Here is a 17,187-nt window from a genome sequence, read left to right as displayed (position 1 = left end):
ATGTCACACGAACTGATCGAAGTTCAGGGAATTATTTTTAAACGGCAAAAATACAATGAAGCTGATTTATTGGCTAAGATCATAACCCAAAAAAACGGGATCTTAACAATGATTGCTCATGGGGCACTTAAACCTAAGTCAAAATTAGGAGCAGCTCTACTTAACTTTTCCCACGGTACTTATGTCATCTCGACCACTGGGCAGGGAATTAGTAACTTGCGAACCTACAAAAACATACAACAATTTGATGGGATATTTAACAATTTGACAATGAATGCTTATGCCTCATTTATTTTGGATTTAATTGACCATGCATTTGTCGAATATCAAAATGTGGGTAAATACTATGATCTTGCTGAATTTGCTTTACAAAAAATCGTCGAACAATCTGATCCAGAAATGATTTCACAAATTGTACAAATGCAATTGTTAGCAGCTTATGGAGTTGAACCAGAGCTTCATAAATGTGTTGTTTGTGGGGAAAAAAATGGCGAGTTTGACTACTCAATTAAGTACGGTGGTATTCTTTGTAAGCAACATTTTTACACGGATGCTCACAGACTCCATCTTCAACCTAAGCAAACCGCCGTTTTAAGAACAATTGGATTAGTACCATTTCAACGATTAGGCACCATTACAATTAATAAAGATACCAAAAAAGCAACTCGTCGGGCAATTGATCAAATTTATCAAGAAACAATTGATTTAAATTTAAAGACTAAAAAATTTCTTGATGAGTTAAATTTATTGCCCTAAGCCTTTAGCTCACATAGTTATTATGATAAAATATTATTGTACTTTGATGAGGATGAGGATTTAAAAAAGTACCAGTTAAGCGAGTGTCAGATAGTGTGAGGACATCTGGGAAAAGGCACCTCTAGTCAATTTAATTAAGAGCAGGGAATAATAAACAAAACATCCCTGAATTAGGGTGGAACCGCGATTAAATCGTCCCTATGCAAGTTTTGCATAGGCTTTTTTTATGGCCTTATGCAGGAAGGATATAAAATGGCAAAGAAAAAATTAACTATTCAAGATATGATTTTTAAATTGGAAGAATTTTGGTCATCTAAAGGCTGCATGGTAATGCCTTCTTACGATGTTGAAAAAGGGGCAGGAACAATGAGTCCATATACTTTTTTACGCGCCGTTGGACCGGAACCATGGGCTGCTTGCTATGTAGAGCCTTCAAGACGACCTGCAGATGGTCGCTATGGTGACAATCCTAATCGTTTATTCCAGCACCATCAATTTCAGGTCGTAATCAAGCCTTCTCCAGAAGAAATTCAACAATATTATTTAGATAGTTTAAAGGTTCTTGGGATTAATCCTTTAGAACATGACATTCGGTTTGTTGAAGATAACTGGGAAAATCCATCAATGGGCTGTGCCGGTGTTGGTTGGGAAGTCTGGCTTGATGGTATGGAAGTTAGTCAGTTTACTTACTTCCAAGTTGTGGGGGAACTTAACGTCAAGCCAACAATGAGTGAAATTACGTATGGTGTCGAAAGGCTGGCATCATATATTCAAGATGTTAATTCTGTTTTTGACTTAGAATGGGGCAATGGAGTTTTGTACCGTGATATTTTCAAAGAAGCAGAATATGAAAACTCTAAGTATGCATTTGAAGAATCAAACCAGCAGGATTTATTAAAGTTTTTTGATGTATATGAGAGAACTGCTAAAGAATTGATTGGTTTAAACTTAGTGCAACCAGCTTATGATTATATTTTAAAATGTTCTCATACATTTAACTTGCTTGATGCTCGCGGAGCAGTTTCGGTAACGGAGCGGGCTGGCTATCTATCAAGAATTAGAAATTTAGCTCATGAAGTAGCAGTTTGCTTTGTCGAAGAACGTGAAAAAAGAGGCTTCCCGCTATTAAAGAGCGCGGAAGATAAGAAGGCGGGGCTTAAAAATGACTAAAGATTATTTATTTGAAATCGGTACAGAGGAAATGCCAGCTCATGTTGTTTCTAGAAGTGTAAAACAATTGGCTGATCGAACCCAAAAATTTTTACTTGATAATGGTTTAAAGTTTAAAAATATTAAAACTTTTTCAACTCCACGACGATTGACAATTTTAGTTGAGAACTTAGCAGAAAAGCAAGAAGACATCGACGAAATTAAGAAAGGACCAGCGAAAAAAATAGCTTTAGATCAAGATGAAAATTGGACTAAAGCTGCACAAGGATTTGCACGTGGTCAAGGGATGACCACTGACGATATTTATTTCGAAGAATTAAAAGGCACTGAATATGCTTATCTTCATATCCAAAAAGAAGGTAAGCTTGCCAGCGAAATTCTTTTGCAAATGAGTGACGTCATTAAAGCTATGACATTTCCAACCAAAATGAGGTGGCATACAAATGATTTTGAATTTATACGTCCAATTCACTGGATTGTTTCTCTTTTTGGTAATGACGTAATTCCCGTAAAATTGCTTGATATTACCGCTGGTCGAAAAACCTATGGTCATCGTTTTCTCGGTGAATCAATCGTTTTAGCAAAAACAAGTGATTATGAAGATGCCCTAAAAGATCAGTTTGTTATCGTTGATGCTAATAAACGTAAAGAAATGATTGTTGACCAAATAAATAGTCTCGTCAAGAAGCATGATTGGCAAATTAAGTTAGATAAAAGCCTGTTGGAAGAAGTTACTAATTTGGTCGAATACCCAACTGTGTTTGCCGGCTCATTTGACAAGAAATATCTGCAGATGCCACAAGAAGTACTGATTACTTCAATGAAAGATAATCAACGCTATTTTGAAGTTTATGATCAAAATGGTAAATTGGTTAACCATTTTATTGCAGTTCGTAATGGAAACAAAGAATTCTTAGAAAATGTGATTTTAGGAAATGAAAAAGTGCTCGTTGCTCGACTAGATGATGCCCAATTTTTCTATGATGAAGACCGGAAATATCCATTAAGCCATTTTGTTCAAAAATTAGATAACGTCTCATTCCATGATAAAATCGGATCCATGTCCGAGAAAGTTAAACGAGTAAAAATAATTGGCGAATTTTTGGTCAAAAAATGGCATCTTGATGAACAAACAAAAGTAGACTTTGACCGGGCCAGTGAATTATATAAATTTGATTTGGTTACTCAAATGGTTGGTGAATTTGCTGAATTACAGGGCGTTATGGGCATGCACTATGCCGAATTGGCAGGAGAAAAAAATAGTGTTTCTATTGCAATCAAGGAGCACTACATGCCAACGACTTCAGAAGGTGAATTACCTCAAACAACGGTAGGGGCACTTTTATCAATTGCTGATAAACTAGATACTATTATTACTTTCTTTGCAGCAGGTATGATCCCAAGTTCTTCCAACGATCCATACGCACTAAGACGTTATGCTTACGGAATTGTTCGCATTTTACTTAAACAAAATTGGTCGTTACCGTTTAATGAGGTTTTACCAGCGATTGTTATTGCACTCGATGGTAAAACAAGTGCTAAATTACCTAACACTGATTCCCAAGATGAAGAAATTGCTTCATTCATTCGAGATCGGATAAATCAATATTTACAGAAAAACAACTTTAAATATGACATCATTGATGCCGTACTAGCTTCAAGACAGCAAGATCCAATTCAAATTTTGGCGGCAGCAAATGTTTTACAAATCCATCATGACGATGAAAAATTCAAACCAGTTGTTGAAAGCCTTATTCGGATTAATAATATTTTAAAGAAGGCAAAATATCAGGGTCAGGATTCAGTTAATTCAGAATTATTTGAAAATGATAGTGAGAATGAGTTAAATGCTGGTGTTCAGTCATTAAGTCAAGTTACTGATTTAACAGACCTTTATGATGGTTTTGTTAGATTACAGCCACTAATTAATCGTTATTTTGAAGCTAACATGATTATGGACAAAGATGTGAAAGTTAAAAATAATCGATTGGCTCAACTCAGTGCTGTTGCACATCTTGCTGGTTATTTAGGAGACTTAAGTAAACTGGTTATTAAATAATAAATGAAGTAGTGGGCGATCAAAAGATGGCAGGATTAATTTCTGAAGAAACAATTGCTAAGGTTCGTAAAAATCTGAATATTGTAGATGTAATCGGTCAATATGTAACGCTTGAGAAAAAAGGCAAAGATTATGTTGGCTTGTGCCCTTTTCATCAAGAAAAGACACCCTCATTTACAGTCAATGAACCAAAACAGTTTTTCAAATGTTTTGGTTGTGGTAAAGGTGGCAATGTTTTTACTTTTCTAATGGAAAAAGAAAATCTGACTTTTCCAGAGAGTGTTCAAAAGGGCGCTGATATAGCCAATATTGAAATTTCTGAATTTAAGCATCATTCGATTAGGTACTCTAATGTTTTAATTGAAATTACCGAAGAAGCAGCTAAATTCTATCATCGCGTATTAATTTCAACTAATGCGGGTAAAAGAGGATTAGAATATGCCACTTCGCGAGGACTTGATTCTACGATTATTGATCATTTTCGTATTGGTTATGCGCCTAAACAAAACAATTTACTTTTAACATATTTACGTGAACGTAAATATAAAGATGATGATTTAATAAAAAGTGGTTTATTTGTTCAATCTAATAAGGGGGAAATGTTCGATCGTTTCCGTGATCGATTAATGTTTCCCTTAAGTAATGAAGGCGATTATGTCATTGCCTTTTCTGGGCGTCGGATATCAAATGATAAATCTGAGGCCAAGTATATTAACAGTCCTGAAACAAAAATTTTTAATAAATCAAAGTTGCTTTTTCACTTTGCAGAAGCTAAAAAAGCGGCAAAATCAGAAGGTCATTTAATTTTATACGAAGGATATATGGATGTGATTGCTGCTTATAAAGCTGGAATTAATTCTGGGATTGCTTCTATGGGCACAAGTCTAACTGACCAGCAAGTTTACATGCTTAGACGTATCACTAACACTATCATTATTAATTACGATGGTGACGATCCAGGGATTCATGCAGAGGAAAGAGCGGCAAAAATGTTTGCTAAAACCGGTAATTTCAGTTTGGGAATTGTTGTTTTACCTGAAAAACTTGATCCAGACGAGTATGTAAAAAAATACGGTACTGCTAAATACCGTGATGAGATTAAAGCAGCACTTACACCAACTGATTTTTTCTTAAAACGTTTAGCCCAAAAATACAACCTAGATAATGATAGAGAAAAACTTGTTTATTTAGACGAAGCTGTCAAAGAAATTGTTCAATTACCTAATCCCGTTGAACAGGATTTATATTTAGACAAAATTTCTAAGCAACAAAATGTGTCAAAAGATTCACTTAAAATAAATTTAGTGAAATATCGCAGACAATTTAATACAGCAAGACAGCATAAAGCTAGTTATTTTATAGCAGATTCAATAAATGATGATAATATTATTTCTCCAATTGAAGGAAATGGTACTAGTAAAATCGATCCTGTTCAAACCAGATTGCTATATTTATTCATTCACTCTGAACATGCACGTAATTATTTGTTGGAAAACAAGTTTTTGTTTCCCGATCAGGATTATCAAAAATTAGCGGAGCTTTGGTTAAATTTTTGTGAAATACATAAAAATCCGTCTGCTAATAGTTTCTTAAATTTTATTCCTGGCGAACTTCAAGGTATAATAGTTAATACTGAAATGACAGACATGCCTCAGGATTTTTCAAACAAGGAGATTGATGAGCAAATTCATTCCTTACAAATGCGACAAATTAATATTCAATTGCATGATCTTATGAATGATCTTCAGGAAGCCAAAAGAAAAATGGATAACCAAGAGATTATTAAAATTACTCAGAAAATCTTACAGTTAAAGCGAATCCAAGGTTAGAGGGGGGCTTATAATGGCAGAAAAGAAAGACACTAACAATACTGAAAAATTACCACTTGATAAGGTAGTCAAAGAAGTTGTTAAAGATGTTAAAAAGAATAAAGCAATTACAGAAACTGAATTTGTTGACCGTCTTGTTAAGCCCTATGATTTACAGGGCAAAGCTGTTGATCAATTAGTTCAGGAATTTGAAGATAATGGGATAAGTATCGTTGATGAAAATGGTGATCCTTCTAAATTAGCCTTAAAGAAACAAAAAGACATTGAAAAAGCCGAGCTAAAAGATATGTCGGCTCCATCAAGCGTGAGGATGAATGATCCTGTGCGGATGTATTTAAAAGAAATTGGTCGTGTACCGCTTTTAAACGCCGATCAAGAGATTTCTTTAGCTAAAAGAATTGAAAAAGGTGATGAAGAAGCCAAGCAGGAATTAGCTGAAGCTAACTTACGTCTTGTTGTCTCAATTGCTAAACGGTATGTTGGACGTGGAATGTCTTTTCTTGATTTAATTCAGGAAGGTAACATGGGATTAATGAAAGCTGTAGATAAATTTGATTATAGCCTAGGGTTCAAGTTTTCAACTTATGCGACCTGGTGGATAAGGCAAGCCATTACCCGTGCAATCGCAGATCAGGCACGGACAATTAGAATTCCGGTTCACATGGTAGAAACAATCAACAAATTGATCAGAATTCAAAGACAGTTATTGCAAGATTTAGGTCGTGAACCAACACCTGAAGAAATTGGTGCCGAAATGGATATGCCAACTTCCAAGGTACGTGATATCCTTAAGATTGCTCAAGAACCAGTTTCACTCGAAACACCAATTGGTGAAGAAGACGATTCTCATCTTGGTGACTTTATTAAAGATAAAGATGCAACTAGTCCAGAACAACATGCTTCATATGAAATGTTGAAAGAGCAGTTAGAAGAAGTTTTAGATACACTTACTGATCGAGAAGAGAATGTTTTACGATTACGTTTTGGTCTTGATGACGGCCGAACTAGAACTTTAGAAGAAGTCGGGAAAGTCTTTGGTGTTACTCGTGAACGTATTCGCCAAATTGAAGCCAAGGCTTTACGGAAATTGCGTCATCCTAGTCGTTCCAATCAGTTACGTGATTTTTTGGATTAACTTTATACTATACAAAAAGCTTCACTTCGTTTATTGTACGAAGTGAAGCTTTTTTGCTTTATCTTAATTTTAACTTTTTCTCTTATAAATTTAAAATGCCTTTTTATTTAATCCTTGAAGATTCAAATTATATTCGACAACTTTTTTACGTTTACCTGTAACAAGAAACAAAGCTAGTCCGAGATAAATTAAAACTATAAAAATTAATAATTGCCAGTCAAATATTGTAGGACTTAACATCGAAGTACTCCCAGACGCAATCATCCCCGCTAAATCATATAAGAAGTGGTATGCGATATTGCTAATAATTGTACCAGTGTATAAATAGAGTGTTGAAAATAATATACCTCCTACCATTGCATTAATCACTTGCAAAATAGTAGCTGATAATGGTTGAACAGGAGTATTTAAAAAATGAATTAGACCAAAAATTAAGCCATCAAGAAATATTGCCCAAAAGATTTGCCTACTAGAATTTTGGAGTAACTTCAATAAAAAACTTAAAATACAAAAGCGCATCATCCATTCTTCACCAATTCCAGCAGCAAAAGCATTTAAAGTTAAATATAAAAGATTACTATTTGAAGCTACCCTAAAATTCCAGTTAGTAAGAATACCGTTCAATGAATTGGCATCATTAAAACCATTAAACAGACAATCTATGACAATAAAAATAATTAGAATACTCAAAATTACCTTTGAAACTCTTGAACTAAACTTAAAATTAGGAGTAAGAAATCCCCATTTTTTCATCACAAACCATGTAGTAACAACAAAACTTAAACTACCAATAATTGCACTATTGGTACAAGCCTTTAAAAAAGGGTTAGTGGGAATAGGATAAGTAGATTCTATTTCGATAATCAAATATATAAACCATAGTAAACAAAAACGTCCCCATTTATTCTGAACATTTCCCATAGCCAATTCGCCCATAGGAATAAACATAAAAATTTTATAAATTGTAATAAGACACAAAACAAATGTTGTTATAGTATCATTTGTATACTTAATTGAAAGATCATTTACAAAAGTAAAGAAAAAAATTGGGGTACTAGTGATACTAATTGCCTGAAAATAATAATTGCATTGAATTAACTTACTATTTACATTTTTATTTAATACTGAAAACTGTAAACTAATCAAAATTATCAAAACAAATGCTTTAAAAGTAGTAATCCCACCAGCATGAATAAATAAACTATAAATTAAACTAAATATTACAAGTAGCAATTGTAATAAGGTCTGCAGTAGGTGCCAACTTCTTATTTTTTTCTCTGTAACCATTAAAAACCTTTCTAGACTTAAAACAGTTCATCACACTTGCCATCAAGTAAATGTTCATCAATATCATTATTAAAATAAACTTTTAAATCGCGGTCAAAGTTATATGCAAGCTTTTCTTGTTGCAATTCTTTTTTTGTCATCCAGATAAGCTCTCCTTCTTTTGATGCTTTTAGCTGACCACTAAACTTTGTAGCAATATAAAAAAAGACGATATAGCGATTATTATTATCGTCATAAAACTGTTTAATTCCCACTAAATGTGGCTTCTTAATTGTTAAATTAGTTTCTTCTTTAATCTCTCGGATAACCGAGTCGTGAAATGATTCATGCGCTTCAACATGTCCGCCTGGAAAAGTGAGTCCAGGCCACGTTGGATCGTTACGATTAATCACTAATATTTTTTGATTATTTTTAATCATACACATATTTGTTAATGTTACTCTTTCAGTTCTATTCATTTTGTGTAACTTCCTTTTATCTTTTTATTGAATTTATTATATAAAAAAGATGAAAGATTAACCAGGTAAATTTATAATACATTAATTTACATACACTCAATAACTCTATTAACAATTTGTACTTTGTACTATAATAGAATAGTAATACAATATATAAAACCGTATTAAATTTGTACATTTGGAGGAATTGACTATGGAGTTAAATATCAAAAATGTATCGTTAAGGTTTGATCAAAAGCTAATACTTGATAATATTAACCTGAATTTACATTCAGGTGGGCTCATAGGACTAATTGGTCCAAATGGTTCTGGAAAATCAACCTTGCTGCGTATAATTTCAACTATTTTGAAACCTGAAAAAGGAAATATATTTCTAGATGGAGCAGACATTGTTAAATACCCCAAAAAGATGCGAATTTCATTAGGATATTTACCACAGCAAGTTCCGTATTATCCACATTTAACAGCAATTGAATATTTGCAAAATACATTGCTGCTCTTAAAGGAATTTCTAAAAAACAAGCACGAAGTAATATTGAAAATTTACTAACTAAATTTCATTTGATTAATGCAGGAAATACAAAATTGGCCGACTTTTCTGGCGGTATGAGACAAAGAGTAGGTATAGCCGCCACATTACTAGGTGATCCAAAAGTAATTATTGTTGATGAACCTACAGGCGGGTTAGATCCATTAGAAAGAGTAACTATTAGGAATGTTTTGGCAGGTATGGCTGTTAATCATATTGTTATTTTATCAACTCACATTATTTCTGATATAGAAGCAGTTGCTTCTAAAATTATTGTTTTGAAAGAGGGTCAAATTTTATATACAGGTTCACCGGAGGGACTTTTACAAAGGGTAACAAATTCAGTTTCGGAATATACTGCTCCAGTTAATCAGGTTCTTAATCAACTAGAAAAAGTTAGTTCTATTACGCAAGAAATTGATGGTGTTCATATTAGAGTAATCTCTCAATCTAAACCTAATGCAGAAGCCGTTAATGTAACACCACGCTTAGAAGATGCCAGTCTGGCTATTTTAGAAAGCGGTGATCAGTTTGACTAGAATTGTTAAAGCTACATTTTTAGAACGAAGTCGATGCTTATCATATTGGGCTCTAATAATCTTGGCCTTAATCGCAGCAGTTATTGGATATCCAAGAATTAAAGGTCCAATTAAGGTATTTGTACTTGAGCCGAATGTATTTATTCAAGCAAGCAATCCCAGTTGGGTTCCGGTTAGTGTAGTGTTAGTATTAGGTTTGTTTTTACCAATTATTAGTTACCTGTTTTTAAAAAATACAATTGGAATTGATTATCAAAATCATACTAATGTTATATTAGCGTCAGTTTTATTTTCTAAAATTAAGTACATTGGTGGAAAATTTTTGGCGAATTGTTTACTTTTATTTATTCTCTGGATTATTATCATATTAGGAAAAATTATAATGGTGATTTTACAATTCCCAGGAAAATTTATTGACTTTTATCAATTCTTAACGCCATTTTTAACTTTACTACCTTGTATTTTTATAATTTCGATGCTTGCTATATTTACAGAAATTGTTCCTTTTCTAAGAGGTAATCTAGGAATAATTCTTGTTAGCTTTTTTTCATTAATTTGTTATGGAGTTAGTATCGAAAATTATAATTCCCTTTTTTTAAAGATAATTAATCCATCTGGTAGCTCCTATTTATTCAAAATGATTCAAGATACTTGCGCTAAGACGGTAGGGCAACCATTAAAGCAAACAATGCTATTTAGTTCAGGAAATTTTAAAGGAACAGGAAAGCAGACTTTATTTTTTCAACCGATTAAATTTACTCATCAAGATCTACTAATTTTTATTATTCAGCTCATAATTTGTATTGTAATGCTAATTTTAGCAGGTTTTATTTTTTCTCCTCATAGATACTCAAATAAAATTCGTAACAATTTAATCCCTATTAACTTAATTCACGATCATCGTAAATTGAAAACAATTAATTCTAAAATCCATTCAAAATCGGCTAGTAGTAGTTTATTAAAGACTTCGTTTGCTTTATTATGGAGACCGTTATCTATTTATAATAAACTTGCATTAATTATTTTGTGGTTAACAGCATGGTTTAGTTCATTAACCATAAAGCAATTAATAATTTTACCTTTAATTTTATTAACAGAATTACCATTACTAAGTAATTTAGGTTCACAAATTACTCAATCTGGTTCCTATCAATGGCTGATAACGATTCCTAAAGCACAAAATAAGCAACAAATTTTTGAATATGTAGCTAGTTTAACATTTACACTAATCTTGCTTTTACCTTTCATGATAAAGTCAAGTTATATTGCTTTATTACTAACATGTTTTAGCATTATGATTTGTATGCTAGCACAAGTTTTAGGATTAATAACTAGAAGTAACCGGATGTTTATCTTTTTAATGGTCATTTTTTGCTTTATATATCTAAATGGGATTACTAACTTGTTACCCATAAATAGGCTAAATTCATCAGTTTGGTTAATATATCTTGGTGTAACACTAGTTTTATTTTTAATAAAATATAGCTTAAAGCAGTTAAGCAAATAATTCGTATAAGTATTCATATTAAATTATTCTTTATTAGCTTCATTTTGAATTAAACTCAAAATGAAGCTTTTTGGTAAAGATTGATTTTTAATTAAATTCATTAATTTTAAAAAACATTTAATTATTAAAACAACTTAAGTAATGTGCTAAAATTTCAGTATACAGAAAGTAGGGTGGAAAGTGAATTTACGTTTGAATACGTTAGCTAACATGGTAGATGTAGGTAGTAGGGTTGCCGATATTGGTACCGATCATGCCTATTTACCAATTGAATTAGTTAAATCTGGCAAAATTAATTTTGCCATTGCTAGTGATATTGCTGCTGGACCATTAGCCAATGCAAAGCAAGATATTGTAGAGGCAGGACTTGAAAAAAAGATTGAACCACGCTTAGGTGCAGGGCTTGACACGATTACTAAAGAAGATCAGATTGATACTGTGGTAATTGCTGGGATGGGCGGAAAACTCATGACCCAAATTTTAAATAATTCTTGGGAAAATGATTTAAGTTTTGATACTCTAATTTTAGAGCCAAATATTGGTGAATGTGGTGTTCGTGAGTGGCTAATTGAGCATTATTATCTTATTCAAGATGAACAAATTATTGCTGAAGCAGGGCACATTTACGAATTAATTAAAGCAATAAAAATTAAGAAAAAAGAATTATTAACAAGAGAGCAATTATATTTCGGACCAATAATTTTAAAAAACAAAAATGCCATTTTTTATCAAAAATGGCGAGGACAGTTACTGTATCAAAAAAAACTACTAACTAATTTAAATAAGGCTAAGAAAAAGGATTTAACGCACATTCAACGAATTAAAAATGAAATAAGGATGATTGAAGGCGAACTAAATGACTAAAGTTATTGATATTGTGACAGTTTTAAGACAATATTTTCCAGAAGAAATTGCAAGTAGCGGAGATCCAGTTGGCATACAGATTGGTTCACTTAATCAGACAGTTACCGGATTAATGACTACTCTTGATGTAAGACCTCAAGTAGTTGATGAAGCTATCGACAAGGGAATTAATTTTATTATTAGTCATCATCCAGTAATGTTCCATCCCGCAGTTAACCTCAATTTTGCCAATCCGCAAAATGAAATGTACGCCAAAATTATCAAACATGGGATTACAATTTATTCAATTCATACTAATTCCGATAAAGCACAGGATGGTTCAAGTGATTGGCAAGCAGAAGAACTGGGATTAAAAGAAATCGAACCATTTTGTTTGGATGATGATGGAATTGCCATTGGACGCAAAGGAAAGTTAGCTCACTCTTTTTCAGCGCATGATTTTGCTTATTATGTTAAGTATAAAATGAAAATCAACATGGTAAGATTAATTACCGCTGAACCGACTAAAATGATTTCAACTGTTGGTTTTATCTGTGGTGATGGTAGCAAATACTGGCACCAAGCTGTAAAAGAAAAGCTTGATGCCTTCATTACTGGAGATGTTTACTATCATACGGGACATGATATGATTTCTTCTGGATTAACAGTTGTTGATCCGGGGCATTATACTGAAAAGCTGTTTAAAGATAAAATGTATGAAAAACTAAACCAATGGAATGATGAAAACAACTGGAATATTCAAATTGATAAATCTGTAGTTTCCACAAATCCATTTCAAGATTTATTTTAATAAAGGAGAACCATGGAATATCCAAACTTATTACCAAGATTTTTAAAGTACGTTCAAGTTAATTCACGTTCTGATGAACATTCTTCTCGTTTCCCGTCTACTAAACGTGAGGAAGATTTTCAAAAACAAGTAATCATGACAGATCTTAAAACCTTAGGTTTAAATGATGTCCATTATAACCAAAAGTCAGGTTGCGTAATCGCAGAGTTACCCGCAACCATTGATTATGATGTTCCCGTAATGGGATTTCTCGCACATAGTGACACCGCTGACTTTAATTCCGAAAATGTTAACCCACAAATTCATAGAAACTATGATGGAAAATCTAAAATTAAATTAGGTGATTCTGAATTTTATCTTAATCCAGAAGTTTTTCCAAACCTTAAAAATTATCAGGGTCAAACAATTATTACGGCTTCAGGTGATACTTTACTAGGTGGGGATGATAAATGTGGTGTCGCAGAACTTGTAACCTTTGCAGAATATCTTTTGAATCATCCAGAAATTAAACACGGCAAAATTCGATTGGCTTTTACCCCAGATGAAGAAATCGGTACTGGAGCAAGTCATTTCGATGTTGATGAATTTGGCGCTGATTTTGCCTTTACTGTAGATGGTGAGGCACCGGGAAAACTTGATTGGGGAACTTTTTCAGCAGCACAATTCGAACTTGATATTCAAGGCGTCAATGTTCATCCTGCAGTAGCAAAGGGGCAAATGATTAATGCAATTCAAATTGGAATCGACTTCCATAATCAATTACCTCATGAGGAAGTTCCTGAAAAAACTGAAGGTAGACAAGGATTCTTTCATTTAATGAATTTTAAGGGAACGGTCGATAATGCTCACTTAGATTACATTATTCGTGATTTTGAACGCGATGGTTTAGAAAAACGAAAAGCTCTAATCAAAGAGATTGTTACTAAAATGAATGAAAAATTTGGTACAGAGCGGATAAAACTAAAAATGTGGGATCAATACTACAATATGGCTGATGAATTGGCAAAACGAATGGATATTGTCAATTTAGCACGTGAGGCCTACAAAAGTGAGGGATTACCAATTAATGAAGATCCCGTTCGAGGTGGAACTGATGGGTCTCAGTTAACTTATATGGGTCTGCCATGTCCAAATTTATTTGCTGGTGAAGAAAACATGCATGGTCGCTATGAATACACTGTCTTAGAATCAATGTATAAGGCAGTAGACGTTATGGTGAAAATGGCTACATTAAATGCTATCAATAATAAGTAGTGAAACAAATTTTGTATAGAATACGCTTACTTGGCAAAATAATTAAATTTAAAAAATGCTTTTATATCAAGCAAAGCTTGATTTACGAAAAACACAGATAATTATACACATCTACTATAGAAAGCAAAAATTGCTCATACAATCATTGATTTAAATGGTTTTACGGGCATTTTTTTCTTTAAAGTGCTAATTCTACATAGTTGTGAAACAACGAAAAAGTTATTAAAAAATCCTAGTGTTCCATTCTAGTCAAATGATTCATACGATTAATGAGACTAACTTATGCAATAGTAAGCAACTTTACCAAGAGCTTAAGCACATAAATATCAACTTCATAAGTTCATCTCAAAAAAATAGAGATGTTGCTAAATATAATAGTTCTAGATTTTTAATACAAGCCCTGATTTCTGTTTTGTTCTTTATTTTCATTGGTTGTTTACGACAATTATGGAGAACATTGAGGTAATTAAGGAATTTAAGTTTCTCGTTAACATTGGTTATAGTAAAAAGAAATTGCGCAGAATAGCCGCAACTGCTAATTTAATACTCTTTCTATCAACGATGATTATTAGCCTGCTTAATGGGTTAGTTGCCTTTATTGGATTTAGATATATTTTTTAGCTGATGAAGTGATTGCTTTTTAGGCACTTACACCATGGCTGGTGTACAGATTGTTAGTACTGACCTAATATTCTTGCTTATTTATCTCTTTTCCTATTGCAAAGCTAAAGTCTTATTAGACCTTTAATATGTTAATTATGACAAAAAACTATAAAAAGCCAACTTAAATATTGCATAAACTAATAATGTGCGTTATCATCGTGTGTTAGAAGTGTGATACAGTATAAAAAAGGATGGTGGAGTTGTGGAATTTAAAGATAATATCCCTATTTATCTTCAAATCAAACAGTATCTTTATCGGCAGATTATTACCGGTAAATTGCAACCAGGTAGTAAAATCCCTTCTGTACGTGAATTAGCTGTTTTACTAACAGTTAATGTCAATACAGTGCAACGTGCTCTGCAGCAAATGAACACTGAAGGAATTTTATTTACTAAAAGAGGCGAAGGTAATTTTGTGACCGAAGATACTAAACTGCTAAAAAAGACTAAACAGGAATTAATTGAAGAAGAGTTAGATAAATTTGTTGACAATATGGCAGCTTTAGGACTTACTAACAAAGAAATCACAATATCTTTAACACGATATTTAAATAGGGAGTAAAATCATGGAAAATCTTTTAGAAATTAAAGATTTAACTTACAAGAAGAATCATAAAACAATATTAGAAAACATTAACTTACAATTACAGCCTGGCAAGATTGTGGCACTTCTAGGTGAAAATGGTGCTGGTAAAACAACACTCATGCGAATTATTGCCAGCATGGCTAAAAATTATCAAGGAGAAGTTACCGTTGCCGGTAGAAGTAGTGAAGCCGAACGAAAAGAGCACTTGTCATTTACTGATGGTTTAACTGGTTTTAGTGGGTCAACCAAAATAAATGAGATAGTACATTTTTATGAAGTAATCTATCAAGATTTTGACAGCGAACAATTTGAACAATTGCGTTCATTTATGAAACTCGATTTAGGTATGCGGTTATCGCAAATGTCGAAAGGAATGCGAGAAAAATTAATTATTGCTCTTACTTTTTCACGTAAAACTGATCTATATTTGCTAGATGAACCTTTTTCGGGAATCGATGCAATGGCTCGTAAAAAAATTATTAATTCAATTCTCCTTTGGAAAGAAGATCAGGCAACCATTTTAATTTCAGATCATTTTGTTAATGAAATTGAAACAACACTTGATGAAATTGTGATTATTAAAAATAAGACGATCTATACACATAAATCTGCGGATGATATAAGAGCAAAGAACATTAGTGTAGAGACATATTACGAGAGTCTTTATCAAGGGGAGGAAGAATAATGTCAATTTTTAACCGACTGTTTACCGAATTTTTTAAACAAAAAACTAAGGATTGCTTTTTATGGCTTCTCTTACAATTTATATGTTCGTTAGGCATTGCATTTTTTTCTGTAGGCCATGTTTTTGTTAATTCTACTCAAGCTGAAGATTTTTTTGCAGGTTTGTGCGCTATTTTTTTAATGCTGTCTTTTTTTGTTATACTTATTTTTTATGTTGTAACTTGTGTTAAAAATGAGCACATTAATAATAACCAAACTTGGCGGTTAGCACCGATTAAGGATAGTTTACTATACGCTGATAACACCTTAAGTTCTTTTATTGCGGTTGTTTATTTTTCTATTTTAGAATTTCTGGCAAACTTTCTATTATTTGGTGCAACATTTTTACTTAACAAACAATTTCATACTGATACGCTAAGAAACATAGCTGAATTTAAACGTTCGCTTCATAATGTAGATATTAATACTATCGCAGTTTTGTTAGAAGCAATATTATTAGCCATCTTAATTGCATTTCTTGGTTACTTTTTGATTAGCTTCTTTAATTTTTCCAGTAGCGCCTTGCTTGATTTTCTTCCTGGATCATCAAGTAAAAAGATAATGGAAGTAATTCGTTTCATAATTATAATGGTTCTTGCGTGGTTATTAAGCAAGGCTAACCAATTTCTCAGACAGTTATTTATTAACTCAGGATTTTATGGTATCCAGAATGCTTTTCATAGTTTAATAATTGTGATTTTAACATTAGTTGTGATTGACCTGATATTTTTGGGCATCAATATCTTTTTAATGACTAGATACTTTGAAGCTAAAGAAAAGAAGTAAATATTTTAAAACAAAAGCCATCAAGAACAGTGATCTGAACCCTAAAATTAGGACAGATTATTAAACTTTAACTTAGGACTAGTTCCCGATATTTTATCGGGGCTAGTCCTTTTAATTTTATTTTGATTCTTTCATTATTGTAATAATCGATATATTCTCTGATCGCCTGTTCTAATTCAGTTAGATTCTTAAAATTTTTTTCAAACCCATAAAACATTTCTCTCTTTAAAATGCCAAAGAAGCCTTCCATTA

Annotated in this window: 18 protein-coding genes; 15 read left to right on the top strand and 3 right to left on the bottom strand. The window is 32.5% G+C overall.

The annotated features are described in order from the left end of the window. From recO to rpoD, 5 genes are all read left to right on the top strand, one after another. Positions 1-756, top strand: coding sequence for a DNA repair protein RecO (gene recO, locus F5ESL0246_RS04025; protein WP_122018241.1), 756 nt, complete (start codon positions 1-3; stop codon positions 754-756). Between the two features lie 252 nt (positions 757-1,008). Beyond that, positions 1,009-1,926 (top strand): glycine--tRNA ligase subunit alpha, encoded by a 918-nt coding sequence (gene glyQ / locus F5ESL0246_RS04020; RefSeq protein WP_122018240.1) that lies wholly within the window; start codon positions 1,009-1,011, stop codon positions 1,924-1,926. Beyond that, entirely contained in the window at positions 1,919-3,985 is a 2,067-nt protein-coding gene (glyS, locus tag F5ESL0246_RS04015) for a glycine--tRNA ligase subunit beta (RefSeq protein ID WP_122018239.1), read from the top strand. Before glyQ ends, glyS begins: the two co-directional genes overlap by 8 nt. A gap of 26 nt (positions 3,986-4,011) precedes the next feature. Then, a complete protein-coding gene (gene dnaG / locus F5ESL0246_RS04010) occupies positions 4,012-5,814 on the top strand; it encodes a DNA primase (RefSeq protein WP_122018238.1) in 1,803 nt (600 codons plus the stop codon). A 13-nt stretch (positions 5,815-5,827) separates the two neighbouring features. Then, the gene (gene rpoD, locus F5ESL0246_RS04005) at positions 5,828-6,949 is read left to right on the top strand and encodes an RNA polymerase sigma factor RpoD (RefSeq protein ID WP_122018237.1); all 1,122 of its coding nucleotides are present in this window, start codon (positions 5,828-5,830) and stop codon (positions 6,947-6,949) included. A gap of 90 nt (positions 6,950-7,039) precedes the next feature. On the opposite strand, the gene F5ESL0246_RS04000 is transcribed toward rpoD, so the two are convergent. Next, positions 7,040-8,236, bottom strand: a complete 1,197-nt coding sequence (locus tag F5ESL0246_RS04000) for a CPBP family intramembrane glutamic endopeptidase (protein ID WP_122018236.1) — start codon at positions 8,234-8,236, stop codon at positions 7,040-7,042. Positions 8,237-8,253: 17 nt separating this feature from the next. Further along, complete coding sequence (locus F5ESL0246_RS03995; RefSeq protein WP_122018235.1) at positions 8,254-8,694, bottom strand: 8-oxo-dGTP diphosphatase; 441 nt, start codon at positions 8,692-8,694, stop codon at positions 8,254-8,256. A 193-nt stretch (positions 8,695-8,887) separates the two neighbouring features. Here F5ESL0246_RS03995 and F5ESL0246_RS08445 point away from each other — a divergent pair, with 193 nt between their 5' ends. From F5ESL0246_RS08445 to F5ESL0246_RS03955, 10 genes are all read left to right on the top strand, one after another. Further along, positions 8,888-9,244, top strand: a complete 357-nt coding sequence (locus F5ESL0246_RS08445) for an ATP-binding cassette domain-containing protein (protein WP_255409432.1) — start codon at positions 8,888-8,890, stop codon at positions 9,242-9,244. An 11-nt stretch (positions 9,245-9,255) separates the two neighbouring features. Further along, complete coding sequence (locus tag F5ESL0246_RS08440) at positions 9,256-9,762, top strand: ATP-binding cassette domain-containing protein (RefSeq protein ID WP_255409431.1); 507 nt, start codon at positions 9,256-9,258, stop codon at positions 9,760-9,762. Next, on the top strand, positions 9,755-11,269 hold the full coding sequence (locus tag F5ESL0246_RS03985) for a hypothetical protein (RefSeq protein WP_122018234.1): 1,515 nt from the start codon (positions 9,755-9,757) through the stop codon (positions 11,267-11,269). Before F5ESL0246_RS08440 ends, F5ESL0246_RS03985 begins: the two co-directional genes overlap by 8 nt. Before the next feature lie 180 nt (positions 11,270-11,449). Then, positions 11,450-12,133, top strand: coding sequence for a class I SAM-dependent methyltransferase (locus tag F5ESL0246_RS03980; RefSeq protein ID WP_122018233.1), 684 nt, complete (start codon positions 11,450-11,452; stop codon positions 12,131-12,133). Then, positions 12,126-12,923: a Nif3-like dinuclear metal center hexameric protein gene (locus F5ESL0246_RS03975; protein ID WP_122018232.1), complete on the top strand. Its 798-nt coding sequence runs from the start codon at positions 12,126-12,128 to the stop codon at positions 12,921-12,923. Before F5ESL0246_RS03980 ends, F5ESL0246_RS03975 begins: the two co-directional genes overlap by 8 nt. Positions 12,924-12,935: 12 nt before the next feature. Further along, positions 12,936-14,177 (top strand): peptidase T, encoded by a 1,242-nt coding sequence (pepT, locus tag F5ESL0246_RS03970; protein ID WP_122018231.1) that lies wholly within the window; start codon positions 12,936-12,938, stop codon positions 14,175-14,177. A gap of 447 nt (positions 14,178-14,624) precedes the next feature. Continuing rightward, positions 14,625-14,798: a hypothetical protein gene (locus F5ESL0246_RS08205; RefSeq protein ID WP_158592790.1), complete on the top strand. Its 174-nt coding sequence runs from the start codon at positions 14,625-14,627 to the stop codon at positions 14,796-14,798. A gap of 244 nt (positions 14,799-15,042) precedes the next feature. Further along, positions 15,043-15,402 (top strand): GntR family transcriptional regulator, encoded by a 360-nt coding sequence (locus F5ESL0246_RS03965; RefSeq protein ID WP_122018230.1) that lies wholly within the window; start codon positions 15,043-15,045, stop codon positions 15,400-15,402. A gap of 4 nt (positions 15,403-15,406) precedes the next feature. Beyond that, complete coding sequence (locus F5ESL0246_RS03960) at positions 15,407-16,111, top strand: ABC transporter ATP-binding protein (protein WP_122018229.1); 705 nt, start codon at positions 15,407-15,409, stop codon at positions 16,109-16,111. Further along, the gene (locus F5ESL0246_RS03955) at positions 16,111-16,935 is read left to right on the top strand and encodes a hypothetical protein (protein WP_122018228.1); all 825 of its coding nucleotides are present in this window, start codon (positions 16,111-16,113) and stop codon (positions 16,933-16,935) included. The genes F5ESL0246_RS03960 and F5ESL0246_RS03955 overlap by 1 nt, the downstream gene beginning before the upstream one ends. Before the next feature lie 67 nt (positions 16,936-17,002). On the opposite strand, the gene F5ESL0246_RS03950 is transcribed toward F5ESL0246_RS03955, so the two are convergent. Next, positions 17,003-17,187: IS3 family transposase (locus tag F5ESL0246_RS03950; protein ID WP_147441037.1), on the bottom strand; the 185-nt coding region annotated here is incomplete at its 5' end.

Source organism: Lactobacillus sp. ESL0246, from assembly GCF_003692965.1.
GTDB lineage: Bacteria > Bacillota > Bacilli > Lactobacillales > Lactobacillaceae > Lactobacillus.
Note: the sequence above shows the minus strand (reverse complement) of the source record. Positions and strands in the feature narration are given on the sequence as shown.